The following is a 17,736-nucleotide window of genomic DNA, read 5'->3' on the forward strand; positions in this document are numbered from 1 at the left end:
GAGCGCAGCACACGTGGCCGTCAACCTCGCCACCATCGAGTCCGTCACGAAGGTCTACGGCACCCGCACCCTGCTGGACGCGGTCAGCCTGGGCGTCAGCGACGGCGACCGGATCGGCGTCGTCGGCCGCAACGGCGACGGCAAGACCACCCTGATCCGGATGCTCGCCAAGCTGGAGGAGCCCGACAGCGGTCGGATCACCCACTCCGGCGGGCTGCAGATGGCCGTCCTCACCCAGCACGACTCGCTCGACCCCGAGGCCACCATCCGCCACGAGGTGATCGCCGACCGGGCCGACCACGAGTGGCTCGGCGACGCCCGGATCCGCGACATCATCGAAGGCCTCTTCGGCGGCCTCGACCTGCCCGGCTTCGCCGACGGCCTGGACACCGTCATCGGCCCGCTCTCCGGTGGCGAGCGCCGCCGGATCGCCCTCGCCAAGCTGCTGCTCGGCTCGCCCGACCTGATCGTCCTCGACGAGCCCACCAACCACCTCGACGTCGAGGGCATCAACTGGCTCGCCGAGCACCTGCAGAAGCGCCGCTCCGCGCTGGTCTGCGTCACCCACGACCGCTGGTTCCTCGACCAGGTCTGCACCCGGATGTGGGACGTCCAGCACGGCGAGGTCCACGAGTACGAGGGCGGCTACTCCGACTACGTCTTCGCCCGCGCCGAGCGCTCCCGGATCGAGGCCGTCGAGGAGCAGAAGCGCCAGAACCTGGCCCGCAAGGAACTCGCCTGGCTGCGCCGCGGCGCCCCCGCCCGCACCTCCAAGCCGCGCTACCGCATCGAGGCGGCCAACGCGCTGATCGCCGACGTGCCGGACCCGCGCGACAAGTCCGAGCTGATGAAGTTCGCCAACGCGCGACTCGGCAAGACCGTCTTCGACCTGGAGGGCGTGACCGTCAAGGCCGGCCCGAAGCTGCTCCTGGAGAACCTCACCTGGCAGCTCGGCCCCGGCGACCGGATCGGCCTGCTCGGCGTCAACGGCGCCGGCAAGACCTCGCTGCTGCGCGCCCTGCGCGACGCGTACGCGAGCGAGGGCGACGTGCAGCCCGCGTCCGGCGTCATCAAGGTCGGCAAGACCGTGCGGCTGGCCTACCTGTCGCAGGAGGTCGCCGAGCTGGACCCGGCGATCCGGGTGCTGCAGGCCGTCGAGCAGGTCCGCTCGCGGGTCGACCTCGGCAAGGGCCGGGAGATGAGCGCCGGCCAGCTGTGCGAGCAGTTCGGCTTCGGCAAGGACAAGCAGTGGACGCCCCTCGGCGACCTGTCCGGTGGCGAGCGCCGCCGCCTCCAGCTGCTGCGGCTGCTGATGGACGAGCCCAACGTGCTGTTCCTCGACGAGCCGACCAACGACCTGGACATCGAGACGCTCAACCAGCTGGAGGACCTCCTCGACGGCTGGCCCGGCTCGATGGTCGTCATCAGCCACGACCGCTTCTTCATCGAGCGGACGACGGACGTCGTCCACGCCCTGCTCGGCGACAAGAAGATGCGGATGCTGCCGAACGGCGTGGACGAGTACCTGGAGCGGCGGGCCCGGATGGCCGCCCAGGCCGCCCCCGCCCCCGCCGCCGCTGCCCCGGTGGCCGAGACCGCTGCTTCCGGGCTGTCCGGCGGGGACCTGCGGGCGGCCAAGAAGGAGATGCAGAAGCTGGAGCGGCAGATCGCCAAGCTGGACGAGAAGGAGTCCAAGCTGCACGCCCAACTCGCCGAGCACGCCGCCGACTTCTCCAAGGTCGCCGAGCTGGACGCGCAGCTGCGCGCGGTCCGGGACGAGAAGGAGGAGCTGGAGATGAGCTGGCTGGAGCTGGCCGAGCAGGTCTGAGTCGTCCGAGTCGTGTGAGCCGGCGGTCGCGCTAGCCCCCGGCCAGCAGTGTTTCGAGCTCGTCCGCCGCACGGCCCAGCGCGCTGAGCGTGGGGTCGTGCGGCGTGTCGTGCGGCGTGCTCGGACCGGCTGCGTGTCCCGGTGCGGCCGTACCGTCGGTCGGCGTGGTCGTACGGTCGGTCGGTGTGGTCGGCGGACGGTGCGCGCGGGCGGCGGCGGTCAGCTCGTCCAGCGCCCGGCGCACCCGGTCGACCTCGACCGGGTCCGGCACCCGGCCGCCGTACCGGACCTGCGCCGCGAACGCCGCCACCGCGCCGCCCAGCCGCTCCAGCGCCGCCGTCGCCGGCAGCCACCGCTCCGCCAGCCGGCCGGTCGGCGGCGGTTCGACCAGCCCCTGCTGCACCTCCTGGCGGGCATCCGCCAGCGACCGGTAAGCCGTACGCCGCAGCCACACCTCCGCCCGCTCGGCGCGACCGGCGGTGACCGCGTCGAGGTAGGCCCGCAGCGCCGTCGTCGCCGTCACCAAACGGGGCTCGATCCGGTGACGCGGCCGCTCGGGCCACAGCAGGTACCCGAAGAGCAGGACGACCGCACTGGCCAGGACCGAGTCCAGGACCCGCGGCCGGAACTCCGCCGCGCCGCTCTGACCGCCGAGTTGGATCAGGACCAGCGCCATCGGCGTCATCACCACGGTGTTCAGCCCGTAGTGCGCCGCCGTGGCGTACGGCAACAGGGCCACGCAGAGCGCGGCGACCACCGCCAGCGCCCACTCCTCGGTGGTCAGCACGAGCAGCGCCGCGGTGACGGCCACCCCGAGCACCGTGCCGACCGACCGGCTCACCGCCCGCAGGAACACCGACCCCAGGTCCGGCTTCAGCACGAAGGCGATCGTCATCGGCACCCAGTAGCTCTTGCCGAGCGGGTAGTTGGCGGTGACCGCCGACCCGACCGCGATGCACAGCGCCACCCGCAGCCCGTACCGCACCGACGGCCCGGACAACAGGCGCACCCGCAGCCGCCAGGGATCGGGCGCAGGCGCGGGCGCCGTACCGAGCTGCGCGTCGCGGCCCGCCACCGTGTCGGCGGCGGCCCGCAGGGCCACGTCCAGGGCCTGCCGGGCCGGCGTGTCCGGCCGCCACCCGGGGACCGCGACCTCGCCGCCGCCGCGCCGCACCGCCGCCGCGAGACGGTTCGGCACCTCCGCCACCTCCGGCGGCACCGGCCGCCGGGCCCACAACAGGCCCGTCGCCGCCTCGGTGGCGGCGAGGGCGGCCTCGTACATGCGGCTCGTCGGGTCCGTCGGGCCGTTCGGGCCGGTAAGGCCGGTTGGGACGTTCGGGCCCTTGGTGTGCCTCCTGGCCCTTCCGGGCAGGAGGTCCTGGAACTGGTTCAGACGGGCCGTCAGCACCCGGCGCGAAGCCGCCGCCCGTGGCGTGCCCAGGTCGGCCAGCGTCCGGCCGAGCGCGTCGTACGCGTCGGCGAGCGCCCGGTTGCGCGGATCCGCCGCCGGCCGACCCGGCGCCCCCGCCGGCAACCCGAGCAGCACCACGAACCCGGCCCCGGCCAGCATCATCGGCGACGCCGCCCACCACGGCCCCGGCAACGGCATCCCACTCCCCAGCGCGGCGGACACCAACAGCAGCATCCCGGCCGCCGACCCCCGCGGACCCGTCGCGCTCAGGGCGCCGGAAGCGAAAGCCGTCAACGTCAGTGCGACGCCCAGGGTGAGACCGTCGGCGTCGGCGCGCTGGAGAGCGGTGCCGAGCAGCATGCCCAGCGCGGAGGCGAGGACGGCCGTCCCGATCCGGGCCGCCCGCAGCCGCGACGGCTCGGCACGGTCGTTCATCGTCGCGTGCATCGCCCCGAGCCCGGCGAACACCCCCAGATCCAGCCGGTGCACCAGCAGACCCACCGCCAACGGCACCGCCATGCCCACCGCCGCCCGAACCATCAGCGCCAGCGGCAACGGCGGCCGCGCGGGCCGCGCGGCGCGGGCCCACCAGGACACGGCGTTCGGGGAGCTCATGCGGACACGTCCGTTCTGCGGCCTGGAGTCGCTGCTGTGCGACATTGCGCGGCAGATGGGGCGTACCGGATCAGTCTACCCAGCAGCCCGGAAGGCGGGTTGTACGTGTCAAGTTCGTACCGATCGCGTACGCGCGGGCCAAGGGCCCTGCCGATGCGACAGAGGTGATGGCTACGATGACGGAGGCGAAAACCGCCCACAGGGCGGGCGGTTCGCCGACCAGGACGGTACGGCGACTGCACGAGCCAGAAGTTGACGGTGTGTTGCGTTGCGGCACGGAAGCCCCCGGGTGCCGGGGAGCGACCGGCCGTACGGGGGAGAGGTGAACTGCTGTGGCAGGCAATGGTGCATCAAGTTCGGGGACGCCGACTCCGTCGGCGAGCCCTTCGGCGAGTCCGTCCCCGAGCCCGTCGGGGACCCCTGCGCCGAGTTCCACGCCGAGCCCCTCGCCGAGCCCGGCTCCGAGTCCGACTCCGACGTCCTCGGCGAGTCCGTCGCCGAATCCTTCGCCCAGTCCTGCGCCGACTCCCGACCCGAGCACCCCGGGCACCGACCCGAACACCCCGGCGGGCCCGGACGACACGCCGTTCATGCTGAGCGACCCGTTCGGCCCCTTCGGCTTCGGCATCAACCGCGTCGTCAGCACCGTGCAGACGAACTTCAGTGCCAACGACCTGGTGTCGGCGTTCGGCAAGCAGGACGTCAAGGTGGAGCTGCAGACGCTCTCCAACTTCGCGGCGAAGGTCGAGGCACTGCTCGCCGCGATGGAGGGCTCGGCGGCCGCGCCGTACAAGCTCGAAGAGCAGAAGTTGAGCCAGGCGAGCTTCGTCAGCGGGGGAAGCCCCGGATCGTTCACCGAGGCGGTGGCCCTGACCACCGCGTACGGCAAGGTCCACTCGCAGCTCGTGAGGTTCCACAAGGAGATCAAGGCCCAGATCGAGGCGATGCAGACCGCGGTCACGAAGACCGGCGGCGCCTACTCGACCAACGAGGACCACACCACGGCGGCTCAGAACGCGGTCGCGCAGGGCGCGGGTGTCAACTCGCCGGCAACGACGGACAACACGAAGCTCTGACGGCGTTGCGGGGAGAGACTTACGGGGAGACGGGGAGCAGGTAATGGCAGGAGAATCGAAGTACCACGGGATGGAGCACGCCGAACTCAGGGAGTTCGTCGTGTCGACGCAGCCGGACATGGTGTTGAAGCGGGCCGCCCAGCTTCAGGACGCCGGTCGTGTTCTGACGGAGCTCAGCACGGCTCTCCAGGGACACCTCGGCCAGGTCCACTGGGAGGGACCGGCAGCTGAGAACTTCAAGACCTGGGTCGGAAATCTGTACAAGTCCGCGGCGATCATCGGGCAGCACTCGGCGACCGCCGGTGGTGCGATGACCCAGGCCGGTGAGGCACTCAGCACCGCCAAGGTTGCGATGCCCCCGGTTCCCACGAGTGCGGTGGACTTGGTCGCCAAGTACGAGCGGCAGCAGACTCCCGCTGGTGTGGCGGCCAAGCTCGCAGTCGGTCAGACGATCGACCAGTACATGAAGAGCAGCAACACACCGGCGGGCGACGCCTGGATCACCGAGGCCGCGTACAAGGAAGCCAAGGCGACGGTCGAGAAGGAGCACCAGGAGGCCAGCCGCCAGGTGGTGAACCTGGCCCAGGCCTACAGCGCGGCGACGACGACGCTGAACGGGATTCCCGAGGATGTGACGCTTCCGGGGACGCCCGGGGGTGACCCCGACAAGAACTCGGGCTCGGAGTACACGCAACGGGGCTCCGGTAGCTCCGGCGGCTCCGGCGGTTCCTACCGTGGTCCGCGTTTGAGTGGCGGAAGTGTCGGTAGCTACAGCCCGTCCGGCGGAGGCAACTACGGTGGCGGTTCCGTGACGCCGTACCACCCCGGGTCGGGTTCCACCGGGCCCTCCGGTGGGGGCAACACCACCCCGACTCCTCCGTACAGCGGCGGCCAGTTGCCTTCCAACCCGCAGGACCCGGGTACCTCGACCCCGCCGTCCCACCCGTCGGACCCGGTCAACCGTCCGGGCACCGGGCTGGACAGCATTCCGACCGCGCCGCCGACCCAGACCGGTCCGGGCGGCGGCCCCGTGCCGACGGGCGGACCGACCACCGTTCCGACTTACCCGACCGGTCCCACCGGACCGGGCGGAGGGCCCAACACCCCCGGTGGGGGCCCCGTGCCCGGCTTCCCGGTCGTGCCCGGCGGCGGTTCGGTCCAGACCAAGGGCGGGGGCAGCGACTACGTTCCCGGCAAGGGTGGCAGCGTCAACCCCCGCACTCCCTTCGGCGGCCAGACGCCCGGGAAGGGCGGCACCCCGGGCATTCCCTCCGGGACGGTCTTCGGTTCGCGTGAAGCGGGACCGGGTGGCGGCCGGGTCGGCGGGCAGAACGGTATGAACGGCATGGGCATGCACCCGGGCATGGGTGGCGGTCACGGTGCCGTCGGCGGGGGCGGAGGCTCGCGTGGCCGGGGCCTGGCCTCGACCACCGGTGGCACGGTCGGCGGCCGCAAGGGGCCGACCGCCGGTGGTGAGTTCACGCCCGGCGGTACCGGCCTGCGCAACCGTGCGGCCGCAGCGGGAGCCGCCGAGGCCGGCGCCGCCCGATCCGGGCAGAACGGCATGATGGCACCGGGGATGGCAGGTCACGGCAACCGGAAGGAACGTGACCGCCGCAACCGCGCGGACTACCTGCACGAGGACGAGGAGACCTGGACCAGCGGTACGCCGGACAGCAACCCGGACGTGGTTGAGTAGGACGGCAACGACTGCCCGGCCACTGGGCTTTCCCAGTGGCCGGGCAGGCTTGTTCGGGGCACGCTTCCCGGTTGGTGGAGAGAGCGACGAGGAGTTGTGATGGGGCGGACGGACACGCGAGCGCGTTGGCGGACTGCTGCTGCGGTGCTTTTGGCAGCGGGAATCGTGGTCGGCCCGGTCGCATCACCGGCAATCGCAGACGGCTCCATTCGTGACGACCAGTGGCACTTGGACGCCATGCATGCCCCGGAGATGTGGAAGGTTTCCCAGGGGCAGGGAATCACAGTTGCGGTGATCGACGGCGGATTCAAGCTGGACCATCCGGACCTGGTCGGCCAATTCCTGCCCGGTAAGGACTTCAGTGGGAGCCCAGGTGGCGTCGGCACCTACGGAAACGGGCATGGAACGCAGATGGCCGGTCTGATTGCGGCGACCGGACGGGCCAACGGTGGTAAGGGATCGTCCGGATTGGCGCCGGGGGTCAAGATTCTTCCATTGAAGATCAATACCGGCTCCGTTGGTGCCGTGGTATCCACTGACTTTCTCGGTCAGATTGGCGAGGCTGTCGGATACGCAGTTGCCCAGGGTGCCAAGGTCGTCAGCATCTCTCAGGGGATCAATAAGGTAACTGCCACTCCGGGAGATGTTGCCAAGCTGAGCCAGATTCTCGTGAATGCGAGAGCGAAGGGTGTCCTGGTTCTTGCCGCGGTAGGAAACGAGGCACAGTCAGGGAATCAGATCGAGTATCCCGGCGCCCTGCCTAATGTTGTCGGCGTCGGGGCGGTTGACCGAAATGGGACCGTGACCGATGAGTCCGAGCGTGGTCCGCAGGTTGCCCTCGTCGCCCCTGGGATGGACACGATCTCGGCTTGCACGGAACCGTCGGGCTACTGCAAAAGTCACGGCACATCCGATGCGACCGCCCTGGCGTCCGCCTCGGCTGCATTGGTCTGGGCGGTGCACCCGGAGTGGACTGCGAATCAGGTTCTGCGGGTGCTCATCAATACCGCCGGTCGATCCAATGGCGGCGACGGCCGTACGGACGGTGCCGGCTGGGGTGCGGTTCGGCCGCGTATTGCGTTGACGGATCCGGGGGATCCCGGGGCGGCGGATGTGTCGCCGCTTCCGGCTGACGTGGCTTCGCCGTCGGTGGCTCCGTCGGCTTCTGCTTCGGCCTCCGCGTCGGTTCCCGCGTCGCCGGTGCCGAGCCCGACGGGTGGTGTGGCGGCTCCCGCGCCGTCGGCGCAGCCGAAGGCTGATGCGTCGTCGGGGTCGGGCAGTGCGTTGCCGATCGTGGGTGGTGTGGTGGCCGGGTTGGCGCTGGTGGCCGGTGGTGCGCTCTTCGTGGTGCGGCGGCGGAAGTCGGCGGTGCAGCCCGGGGCTCAGGTGCCGCCGGTGCCGCAGCAGCAGCCGATGGGTGCGGTGCCGCCGCCGTCGTACCAGCCGCCGGTGGCCCCGGAGGACAACCCTTACGCGAAGTAGTCCAGGCCTGGACGATGCGCCGGTCCGGTAGCCGGGGTCAGTGCGGGGGCTGGGTGCCGTCGGGCCACACGCAGGGGGAGGTGAAGCCGATGACGAGCATCCCGTGCGTGCTGCCGATGCCGTCGATGGAGCCGGTGAAGCGGTTGACGGCGTTCGTGAAGTGGATGGACCGGAAGGAACGTGACCGCCGCAGCCGCGCGGACTACCTCCACGAGGACGAGGAGACCTGGACCAGCGGTACGCCGGACAGCAACCCGGACGTGATTGAGTAGGACGGCAACGACTGCCCGGCCACTGGGCTTCCCAGTGGCCGGGCAGGCTTGTTCGGGGCACGGTTCCCGGTCGGTGGACAGAGTGACGAGGAGTTGTGATGGGGCGAAAGCAAGGTGGGTGGCGACTGCTTTCAGCGGCACTCCTGGCTGCAGGAATTCTTGCTGGCCCGATTGCTGGGCCCGCAGTTGCCGATGATTCGATCCGCGCTGACCAGTGGCACCTGGACGCCATGCACGCCCCGGAGATGTGGAAGACCTCGAAGGGTGAGGGCATCACTGTCGCGGTGATCGACGGAGGATTCAAACTGGATCATCCGGACCTGGTCGGGCAGTTCCTCCCCGGGAAGGACTTCAGCGGTGGCTCTAGCGGCGTGGGCGTCGATCCCAAAGGGCATGGCACCGAAATGGCCAGCCTCATCGCAGGTACGGGTAGGAATCGCGCTGGGAACGGTGCCTACGGCCTCGCGCCTGGCGCGAAGATCCTTCCTCTGAAGATCAACAGCGGGTCGGAGGGGTCTGTCACTACGACCGACTTCCTTGATCAGATCGGCCAGGCCGTGAACTACGCGGTCGATCAAGGTGCGAAGGTCATCAGTATCTCGCTAGGAACGGATGCGGTTGCCGCCACGTCGGATGATCTTGTGAAGATCAATCGCATCCTTGCGAACGCGCGAGCGAAGGGCGCCCTTGTGGTCGCCAGTGTCGGAAATTCCGGGCAGCAGGGCAATGTTGTCGAATATCCGGGTGGTCTGCCGAATGTGGTCGGCGTGGGGGCTATCGACCGGAATGGCACCGTGACGGACGAGTCCGAGTCCGGGCCGCAGGTCGCTCTCATGGCCCCTGGCATGGATGTGATCGCTGCTTGCACGGCTGCCACCGGCTACTGCAAGAGCCATGGGACGTCTGACGCGACTGCTTTGGTTTCTGCTTCGGCAGCGCTGGTCTGGGCGATTCACAAGGAGTGGACGGCGAATCAGGTTCTGCGAGTGCTCATCAACACAGCGGGAAGGCCGAATGGCGGGGACAAGCGTACGGATGATGCAGGGTGGGGGGCGGTTCGGCCGCGTATTGCGTTGACGGATCCGGGGGATCCCGGGCTGGCGGATGTGTCGCCGCTTCCGGCTGACGTGGCTTCGCCGTCGGTGGCTCCGTCGGCTTCTGCGTCGCCGGTGCCGAGCCCGACGGGTGGTGTGGCGGCTCCCGCGCCGTCGGCGCAGCCGAAGGCTGATGCGTCGTCGGGGTCGGGCAGTGCGTTGCCGATCGTGGGTGGTGTGGTGGCCGGGTTGGCGCTGGTGGCCGGTGGTGCGCTCTTCGTGGTGCGGCGGCGGAAGTCGGCCGTGCAGCCCGGGGCTCAGGTGCCGCCGGTGCCGCAGCAGCAGCCGATGGGTGCGGTGCCGCCGCCGTCGTACCAGCCGCCGGTGGCCCCGGAGGACAACCCGTACGCGAAGTAGTCCAGGTCCGGACGATGCGCCGGGGCGGATGGCGGATGGCGGATGGCGGGCGGTCAGTGCGGGGGCTGGGTGCCGTCGGGCCACACGCAGGGGGAGGTGAAGCCGATGACGAGCATCCCGTGCGTGCTGCCGATGCCGTCGATGGAGCCGGTGAAGCGGTTGGCGGCGTTCGTGAAGTGGATGGAGGTGCGGAGGGCTTCGGAGTCGTCGCGGTGGAAGCCCATGGATTCGATCCGGGCCCGGAGCCGTTCGACGTATTCGGCCTGGCGGTCCGCCGGGATGCCGGAGAGGCGTTTTTCGGTGACCTCCACGACTCGGCCGTCGTACTCCGAGGGGGCGTCGTTCTTGAAGCAGTTGGTGCCGTTCTCCCGCCCGCTCGCCGTGGTGACCGGTTGGGGCAGGTCGGCGATGGCCTGCCCTGCGTAGTCCGCGGTCTGCTGCTTCGCCTGGGCCCGCGTCATCGTGGGGGCGTGGGTTTCCCCGGTGCACGCCGGGACCGTCCACAGCAGTCCGGCGGTCACCGTGGCCGCGATCGCCCGGTGTGGCCTCACCGGTCGTTCCCGTTGCCGGTGATCACGGCGCCGAAGGACCTGACGGATTCGGTGCCGGGCAGCCAGTAGTGGGAGTGGTCGGTGGTGCCGGCCGGGAGGTGTCGGGCGCCGAAGTCGGTGTCCATCGGGTCGCGTCCGAACAGGAGGCCGGTGCCGGCGGCGGTCTTGATCATCGTGTCCTGGCTTCCCCGGGCGACGTGGACGCGGGAGGGGTCGATGTTCAGGTCCTCGGCGTGGTCGACGCCGACGCCGGGGCTGCCGACGAGGACGACGTCGTCCACCGGCGGGGTGTGGTCGCGCATGGTGAAGCCGACGACGACGCTGCCGTAGCTGTGGCCCATGAGGGTGTTGTGCGAGGGGGCGCCCTCGTGGGTCGTGCGCAGGGCGTGCTGGAAGCGGGCCAGGTCCTCCTCGGCGTTCTCGGCGTACGCGTCGGTGGACGCCTCCGGGAAGATGTTCTGCGGGGCGTCGTAGCCGACCCAGGCGATGGCGGCGGTCGTCCTGGGGCCGCCGGGGTCGGTCCGGTCGGCGGCCCTGACCATCTCGTCGGCCTTGTCGACGTCTCCGATGGCGGTGGCGAGCCGGGAGGTGGTGCCGGGGACCAGGGTGACCACGTTGTCCGCCGTGTCGGGGTTGTTGACGGAGACGATCGCGCGTCCCTTGCCCTCGGTGTCGTAGCCGAGCAGGTAGGCCGGGGTGCCGTCGCGGGATTCCGCACCGTCGCCGGTCAGGCGGCCCTCGATGGCCGCGATCGCCGTCAGCTTCTCCCGCAGGTCCTGCTGCCGGCGGTGCCATGCGACGTAGTCGGGGTTCGGGATGGGCTCGCCCTTGGCCCAGCCGAGGAACTGCTCCGGCTCGGGGCCGAGCCGGTCGAGCCGGGCCTGCAGGTCCTGCTTGCTCCGCGCGAGGTTGATCCGGTTGGCCTGGTCGCGGGCGACGGCGGGGATGCCGTCGAGGTTGCCGACCCGGTCGGGGTGGTTGAGGAGGAAGCGTTGCTGCTGGGCTTCGGTGAGGCTGTCCCACCAGCGCTTCACGGCCTCCGGGTCGGTTCCGGCGGGGGGTACGGCCTCGCGGGCGGCGAACGCTTCCCGGTCCTTCCGCACGGTGGCGGCGTCCAGGCCGGTGCCGCTGCTCGCGTTGCGGGCGAGGTGGTTGAGCCGCTGTGCGATCTCCGAGTCGGCGTGGGCGGCCTCGTTGAGGGCGGCGGTGATGCGGCGGCCGAGTTCTTCGGCGGTCTCTTCGGCCCGGTCGCCGGGGTGGTTCGCGGAGGTGGGTTCGGTGTCCCAGGTGATCCGCCCGTCGGGGGCGACGGTGAACTTCTGCTTCTCGGCGTCGTCCAGGGCGTTGACCAGGTGCGCCTGGGCGGCGGCGAAGCCTTCGGCGGCCTCGGCGAGGGCCCGGCTGACGAAGGAGAGTTCCTGCGCGGCGAGTCGGAGTTCGGTGCCGATCGCCTGGATCTCGGCGGTGGCGTTCTCGGCGGCGGTCCCGGTCCACTGTGCCGCGCCGAGCCGGTCGGCGACCTCGTGCTGCCAGGACTCGGCGTGCCGCCCCAGTGCGGTGACGAGGGTGTCGTAGGCGGCTCCGGCCGTGGTGATGCCGTTGATGTCGGCGTTCCGGAGGGTGGCGATGTCCATCGGCCTCACCGGGCCTTGCCGGCGCCGTTGGTCCGGGCGGCTTCGGCGGCCGGGGACAGGTCCTTGGTGAGGACGGTTCCGAACGGGTCGGCGGCCGGGGTCCGGTGGTCGTACCGGGTGGTTGCCGCGCTGCCGGTCAGGGCCGTGGACAGGCTCTGTTCGTTCCGGCGGTAGTCGGCTGCGGCGGTCGAGAGCTTGGTGCCGCTGCCGGCCATGTCGGCGGCGAGCTTGTCCAGCAGGGTCTTCCAGCCGGCGGCGCAGTCGTGGATGGCGGGCCCGGTGAGCCAGCCCCGGAGGGCGGCGGCGGCCTGGTCGCCGGGGGCGGTGATCTTCGTCGTCTCGGACGGGATCCGGCCGCCGAGGTGCTGGGCGGTCTGCCCGCAGTTTTCCAGTACGGCCGGATTGACGGCGAGAGCGGCGCGTGAATAGGGGCCCGGCACGGTTTCCCCCCGTATGTCGAGATGGTCTCCGGACGGTCAGCATACGTGCGGTGGGGCTGGGTTCGGCGGGCTGCGGGGAGCGCGTGGGGTGCGGGCCGGGCGCGGGTCCGCGGGGGTGCGCCGTGGTCACCCGGGTGGGGGCTGGTGGGGGTGGGGCGGGGTGGTGAGGGTGGTGGTATGGATGCGGAGGATGCTTGGCAGGCAGTGCAGTTGGAGCAGTCGGGGCAGTCGGGGCAGGCGGAGCGGTCGAAGCGGGCGGAACACCCGGGACAGGCGGGCCAGTTGCACCGGGCCGCGGCGGCGGCGCTGATCGGGACGGCGATCGAGTTCTACGACTTCTTCATCTACGGAACGGCGGCCGCCTTGGTGTTCGGGCCGGTGTTCTTCCCCGGACTGGGCACGGTGGGGGCGCTGTTGGCGGCGTTCTCGGTGTACGCGGTGGCGTTCCTGGCCCGGCCGTTGGGGGCGGTGGTGTTCGGGCACTTCGGGGACCGGGTGGGGCGGAAGGCGACCTTGGTGGTGTCGCTGCTGCTGATGGGGTTGGCGACGGCGGCGGTGGGGGTGTTGCCGGGGTTCGCGGCGTGGGGGTGGTGGGCGCCCGCCGTGCTGGTGGCGCTGCGGGTGTGCCAGGGCGTCGGGCTGGGCGGGGAGTGGGGCGGGGCGGCGCTGCTGATCGCGGAGAACGCGCCGGCCGAACGGCGGGGGCGGTACGGCGGGTTCCTGCAGCTGGGGCCGACGTGCGGGTTCGTGCTGGCGAACGGGGTGTTCCTCGCGCTCCAACTCGGTCTGGACGAGCGGGCGTTCCGCGCGTGGGGCTGGCGGGTGCCGTTCCTGGCCTCGTTCGCGCTGGTCGCGGTGGGGCTGTTCGTGCGGCTGCGGATCGAGGAGTCGCCGCTGTTCCGCTCGGCCGGGCGCGGGGAGCGGGCGCCGTCGCTGGAGGTGCTGCGTGAGCACTGGCGCCCGGTGTTGGCGGGCGGCGGGGCGATCACGGTGGGGTACGCGCTGTTCTACCTGACCACGACGTACGCGCTGGCGTACGCGACCTCGGGGCTCGGGGTGGCGAGCACGCTGGTCCTGACGATGCTGTTGATCGGCGCGGTGGGGATGGCCGCGACGGTGTGGCTGAGTGCCGCGCGCAGCGACCGGTGGGGCCGGCGGCGGACGCTGTGGTGGGCGACGGTCCTCGCCGCGGGTTGGTCGCCGGTGCTGTTCCCGTTGCTGGAGACGGCGAGCCGGTCGCTGATGTTCGTCGCGCTGGCGGGCGCGATGGTGGTGCTGGGGTGCATGTTCGGGCCGGTGGCGGCGTTCCTGCCGGAGCTGTTCCCGACGCGGGTGCGCTACACGGGTGCCGCGCTGACGTACAACCTGGGCGGCGTGATCGGCGGGGCGACGACCCCGCTGGTGGCGACGCGGTTGACCGAGGCGTACGGGACGGCGCAGCCGGTGGGTTGGTACCTGGCGGGGTTGGGCGTGCTGGCCCTGGGCTGCCTGCGGCTGCTGCCGGAGACCACCGGCGCCGAGCTCGGGGCGGTGGACGGCGGACGCCGCCGGGCGCCCCTGCTGGGGGCGGATCCGGCGGCGTAGGCGCGCGCGAGGGGCGGTCGGGTCGGGCCGAGCGGGTCGGTCGGACCGCCTCGGTCGGAGCGGTCAGCCGGCCAGGGCGGCGCGGCCGGCCAGCACCACGGCGGTGTGCTGGGCGACGCGGGCGCCGAGGTGCTCGGCGGTCGCGATGTCGGCCTTGTGGACGGCCTCCGGGCCGGCGTCGGAGGGGGAGGAGGCGGCGGCGCCGCTGAAGAAGCCGAGGCGGTTGAGGTCGTTCTCGGAGGCGGTGGTGGCGTTCCAGCCCGGCTTGAGGCCGAGGTTGACCCAGTTCATGCCGTGCTGGGCGGCGAGGGTCTGGAAGAAGCCGAGGGTGCCGGCCTTGTCGCCGCTCTTGGAGGCGGAGTTGGTGAAGCCCGCCGCGACCTTGTCCTTCCAGGCGTCGGTGAACCAGCGCTTGCTGGAGGCCTCGGCGAAGACGTGGAAGGCGCCGGAGGCGGTGCCCATGTAGGTGGGGGAGCCGAAGACGATCGCGTCGGCGGCGTCCAGCTGGGCCCACTGCTCCTCGGTGATGGTGTCGACGGCGATCTGGACGACCTCGGCACCTGCGGCGGCGGCGCCGCGGGCGACGGCCTCGGCGATCACGGCGGTGTGGCCGTAGCCGGAGTGGTAGGCGAGGACGACGGTCGGGCGGATGGCGGTCATGTGGGCGCTCCAGGGGGACGGCGTGGACCGGCGGAAGCCGGTGCGACGGCAGAAGACGGCAGGCAGAAAGCGGAATGCAGACGGCAGAGGACAGGGCACGGCGCCGGGGCAGGACGCACCGACGCGGCCCGGCCGACCCCGATCCGTTGGCGGTCTCCAATATAGACCAGGTCTCTATTGGTTACCAAGGGCGGATTGGAGACCGGAGGGCTACCCTGGAGGGCATGACGACGGAGGAAGCGACCCGGGCCCGGGCGGGGCAGTGCGAGGAGCAGCAGGTGACGGACGGGCCGGAAGGCGCGGCGGAGCAGGGATTCGACCTCTTCGCCCGGCTCTGCCCCAGCCGCGAGGTGTTCGCCGAGCTGGCCGACAAGTGGTCGCTGCTGATCCTGATGAGCCTCGCCGCCTGCGGGCCGCAGCGCTTCTCCGAGCTCCAGCGCGGGGTCGGCGGGGTCAGCCGCAAGATGCTCACCCAGTCCCTGCGCAACCTGGAGCGCAGCGGCCTGGTGCTCCGCACGGTGTTCCCGGAGACGCCGCCGCGCGTGGTCTACGACCTCCTGCCGCTCGGGCGCGAGCTGGCCGAGCTGGTCACGCCGGTCGGGCAGTGGACCGAGCATCGCGCCGGGCAGATGATGGCGGCCCGCGAGGAGTTCGACGCCGCGCACACCGAGGGCTGACGCCGCGCACGCCGAGGGCTGACGCCGCGGAGCACGCGCGCGGGCCACGGCGCCCGCCTCCGATCGAGGCCGCGGAGTGATCGGGAAGCCCGGGGCGGAGCCGATTTCCCTTCCGGGCCGACGGCCGTGTAATGTCTTCCTTGTTCGACCGGCCCGGGAAAACAAAAACCCGGCAAGCCCCTATAGCTCAGTCGGTAGAGCGTCTCCATGGTAAGGAGAAGGTCTGCGGTTCGATTCCGCATGGGGGCTCAACTGAAAGACCCCCGCCTCTGGCGGGGGTCTTTCGCGTTTCCGGCCGCAGTCGACGCGCGACGGCTGGCGGGTCGGGTACGGAATGCGCTGTGATGGTGCGTCATCGGCCGCCCGCCCGAAGGGCGCGGGCGCGAGCCGAACCCTGACCGGGAGGGCGTCATGGGCGTTCGACTCGTGGTGGTGGACGACCACCGGCTGTTGGCCGAGGCGCTGGCCACCGCGCTCCAGCTGCGCGGACACCGGGTGCTCGCGGTGGGCTCCCCGGCCGGTGTCGCCGCTGACCTGGTGACCGGCCGGCGGCCCGAGGTGTGCCTGCTGGGGGTGGCCGCGCCGGGGGAGCCGGGCGCCTTCGACGGGCTGCGCCGGATCCGCCGGGAGCGCCCCGAGGTGGCGGTGATCGTACTCGGGCCGGTGGGCGAACTGCGCGGTGTGGCCGGGGCGTTCGCGGCCGGCGCGGCCGGGTACGTGCCCAGCGACGAGCGGATCGAGGTCGTCGAGCGGGCCATCGGGCGGGCCCGGGCGGGTGAGGCCGCGGTCACGGTGGACGTCCTGCGCGGCGCGTTCGACCAGCTGCTGCGCCCGGCGGCCGAACCGGACGACGAGGCCGTCCGGCTGCTGCGCCTGCTGACCCGGCGTGAGGTGCAGGTGCTGGCCCGGATCGCGGACGGCGAGGACACCGCCGCGATCGCCGCCGGGATGCGGATCGCCGCCAGCACCGCCCGGACGCACGTCCAGCGGGTGCTGATGAAGCTCGGCGCGCGGACCCGCCTGGAGGCGGCCGCGGTGGCGGCGCGCACCGGGCTGCTGGAGCGGATGTCCGGGGGCTGATGACTTGGTGAAAAGCCTGCGAGCAGCTGCCCGGGTGGTCCGGAGCACCCCGGTGGGTTGGGAGAATGGCCCCAGTCGTACGGATTCCGTCGATGGCCACGCCCACCGCGCGGACCATCGCCCGCTGGAGGTCGCAACATGAGTAAGTACCTGGTCACGGGTGGCGCCGGCTACGTCGGCAGCGTGGTGGCCGCCCACCTGCTGGAGGCGGGGCACCAGGTGACCGTCCTGGACGACCTCTCGACGGGCTTCCGCGAGGGCGTTCCGGCCGGTGCCGAGTTCGTCGAGGGCCGGATCCAGGAGGCCGGCGAGGTCCTGGACGGCTCCTTCGAGGGCGTGCTGCACTTCGCCGCCTCCTCGCAGGTCGGCGAGTCGGTCGTGGACCCGGAGAAGTACTGGCGCAACAACGTGGCCGGTTCGCTGGAGCTGATCAGCGCGATGCGCGCGGCGGGCGTGCGCAAGCTCGTGTTCTCCTCCACCGCGGCCACCTACGGCGAGCCGGAGGCCGTGCCGATCGCCGAGACCGCCCGCACCGCGCCGACCAACACCTACGGCGCCACCAAGCTCGCCGTGGACCACCTGATCACCAGCGAGGCCGTCGCCCACGGCCTGGCCGCCGTCTCGCTGCGCTACTTCAACGTGGCCGGCGCGTACGGTGCGTACGGCGAGCGCCACGACCCCGAGTCGCACCTGATCCCGCTGGTCTTCCAGGCCGCGCTCGGGCAGCGCCCGCACATCGCGGTGTACGGCGACGACTACCCGACCCCGGACGGCACCTGCATCCGCGACTACATCCACGTCGCGGACCTGGCCGACGCCCACCTGCTGGCCCTGGGCGCGGCCAAGCCGGGCGAGCACCTGATCTGCAACCTGGGCAACGGCAGCGGCTTCTCGGTGCGCGAGGTGATCGAGTCGGTCAAGCGCGTCACCGGCCGGGAGATCCCGGTGCAGGTCGAGGGCCGCCGGGCCGGCGACCCGGCGGTGCTGGTGGCCTCGGCCGCCCGCGCCCACGAGGCGCTGGGCTGGACCCCGCGCCGCCCGAACCTGGACGACATCGTCGCCGACGCCTGGAAGTTCACCCTGGAGAAGAACGGCCTCTAAGCCCTGTAGGCCCTGTAGGCCCTCCAGGCCTTGCAGGCGTGCCCGGCGCGGCCGCCGACCGTCGGGGGGGGGGGGGGCCCCCCCCCCCCCCCCGCCCGCCCCCCCCCCCCCCGCCCGCCCCCCCCCGCCCCCCACCCCCCCCCCCACCCCCCCACCCGCAAAAAACAACACCACA

The 17,736-nt window shown here is 71.7% G+C and carries 15 protein-coding genes and 1 tRNA gene; 11 read left to right on the top strand and 5 right to left on the bottom strand.

Annotated elements, in window-relative coordinates:
* Positions 1–13: 13 nt before the first annotated feature.
* Positions 14–1,828, top strand: coding sequence for an ABC-F family ATP-binding cassette domain-containing protein (locus tag ACIRST_RS30590; protein WP_350525985.1), 1,815 nt, complete (start codon positions 14–16; stop codon positions 1,826–1,828).
* Positions 1,829–1,859: 31 nt separating this feature from the next.
* Here ACIRST_RS30590 and ACIRST_RS30595 read toward each other — a convergent pair whose 3' ends face one another.
* The gene (locus tag ACIRST_RS30595) at positions 1,860–3,854 is read right to left on the bottom strand and encodes an FUSC family protein (protein ID WP_402806073.1); all 1,995 of its coding nucleotides are present in this window, start codon (positions 3,852–3,854) and stop codon (positions 1,860–1,862) included.
* 590 nt (positions 3,855–4,444) lie between these two features.
* Between ACIRST_RS30595 and ACIRST_RS30600 the strand changes: the two genes are divergently transcribed.
* The 5 genes from ACIRST_RS30600 to ACIRST_RS30620 all read left to right on the top strand — a co-directional run bounded on the left by ACIRST_RS30600 (position 4,445) and on the right by ACIRST_RS30620 (position 9,834).
* A complete protein-coding gene (locus ACIRST_RS30600; RefSeq protein WP_396552471.1) occupies positions 4,445–4,930 on the top strand; it encodes a hypothetical protein in 486 nt (161 codons plus the stop codon).
* Positions 4,890–6,629 carry a WXG100 family type VII secretion target gene (locus tag ACIRST_RS30605; RefSeq protein ID WP_402806075.1) on the top strand — a complete coding sequence of 580 codons (1,740 nt, stop codon included), beginning with the start codon at positions 4,890–4,892 and terminating at the stop codon, positions 6,627–6,629. The genes ACIRST_RS30600 and ACIRST_RS30605 overlap by 41 nt, the downstream gene beginning before the upstream one ends.
* Before the next feature lie 99 nt (positions 6,630–6,728).
* A complete protein-coding gene (locus ACIRST_RS30610) occupies positions 6,729–8,111 on the top strand; it encodes a S8 family serine peptidase (RefSeq protein ID WP_402806078.1) in 1,383 nt (460 codons plus the stop codon).
* An 89-nt stretch (positions 8,112–8,200) separates the two neighbouring features.
* A complete protein-coding gene (locus ACIRST_RS30615) occupies positions 8,201–8,383 on the top strand; it encodes a hypothetical protein (RefSeq protein WP_402806081.1) in 183 nt (60 codons plus the stop codon).
* Positions 8,384–8,481: 98 nt separating this feature from the next.
* Complete coding sequence (locus ACIRST_RS30620; RefSeq protein ID WP_402806084.1) at positions 8,482–9,834, top strand: S8 family serine peptidase; 1,353 nt, start codon at positions 8,482–8,484, stop codon at positions 9,832–9,834.
* Between the two features lie 53 nt (positions 9,835–9,887).
* On the opposite strand, the gene ACIRST_RS30625 is transcribed toward ACIRST_RS30620, so the two are convergent.
* From ACIRST_RS30625 to ACIRST_RS30635, 3 genes are read right to left on the bottom strand one after another with little or no spacing between them, the layout of a single operon-like run.
* Positions 9,888–10,385: a hypothetical protein gene (locus ACIRST_RS30625; protein ID WP_402806086.1), complete on the bottom strand. Its 498-nt coding sequence runs from the start codon at positions 10,383–10,385 to the stop codon at positions 9,888–9,890.
* Positions 10,382–12,019, bottom strand: a complete 1,638-nt coding sequence (locus ACIRST_RS30630; protein WP_402806088.1) for an alpha/beta hydrolase — start codon at positions 12,017–12,019, stop codon at positions 10,382–10,384. Before ACIRST_RS30630 ends, ACIRST_RS30625 begins: the two co-directional genes overlap by 4 nt.
* Before the next feature lie 5 nt (positions 12,020–12,024).
* Positions 12,025–12,459: a hypothetical protein gene (locus tag ACIRST_RS30635; RefSeq protein WP_402806091.1), complete on the bottom strand. Its 435-nt coding sequence runs from the start codon at positions 12,457–12,459 to the stop codon at positions 12,025–12,027.
* A 177-nt stretch (positions 12,460–12,636) separates the two neighbouring features.
* Here ACIRST_RS30635 and ACIRST_RS30640 point away from each other — a divergent pair, with 177 nt between their 5' ends.
* Positions 12,637–14,043 (top strand): MFS transporter, encoded by a 1,407-nt coding sequence (locus ACIRST_RS30640; RefSeq protein ID WP_402806093.1) that lies wholly within the window; start codon positions 12,637–12,639, stop codon positions 14,041–14,043.
* A gap of 63 nt (positions 14,044–14,106) precedes the next feature.
* On the opposite strand, the gene ACIRST_RS30645 is transcribed toward ACIRST_RS30640, so the two are convergent.
* On the bottom strand, positions 14,107–14,703 hold the full coding sequence (locus ACIRST_RS30645) for a flavodoxin family protein (protein WP_350525996.1): 597 nt from the start codon (positions 14,701–14,703) through the stop codon (positions 14,107–14,109).
* 224 nt (positions 14,704–14,927) lie between these two features.
* Between ACIRST_RS30645 and ACIRST_RS30650 the strand changes: the two genes are divergently transcribed.
* The 4 genes from ACIRST_RS30650 to galE all read left to right on the top strand — a co-directional run bounded on the left by ACIRST_RS30650 (position 14,928) and on the right by galE (position 17,561).
* A complete protein-coding gene (locus tag ACIRST_RS30650; protein ID WP_402806096.1) occupies positions 14,928–15,380 on the top strand; it encodes a winged helix-turn-helix transcriptional regulator in 453 nt (150 codons plus the stop codon).
* Positions 15,381–15,556: 176 nt separating this feature from the next.
* Positions 15,557–15,629 (top strand) — tRNA-Thr (locus ACIRST_RS30655).
* A 162-nt stretch (positions 15,630–15,791) separates the two neighbouring features.
* Positions 15,792–16,460: a LuxR C-terminal-related transcriptional regulator gene (locus ACIRST_RS30660; RefSeq protein WP_402806099.1), complete on the top strand. Its 669-nt coding sequence runs from the start codon at positions 15,792–15,794 to the stop codon at positions 16,458–16,460.
* 138 nt (positions 16,461–16,598) lie between these two features.
* On the top strand, positions 16,599–17,561 hold the full coding sequence (gene galE, locus ACIRST_RS30665; RefSeq protein ID WP_350525999.1) for a UDP-glucose 4-epimerase GalE: 963 nt from the start codon (positions 16,599–16,601) through the stop codon (positions 17,559–17,561).
* Positions 17,562–17,736 lie beyond the last annotated feature (175 nt).

It is taken from the genome of Kitasatospora sp. NPDC101447 (assembly GCF_044767225.1).
Classification (GTDB): Bacteria; Actinomycetota; Actinomycetes; order Streptomycetales; family Streptomycetaceae; genus Kitasatospora.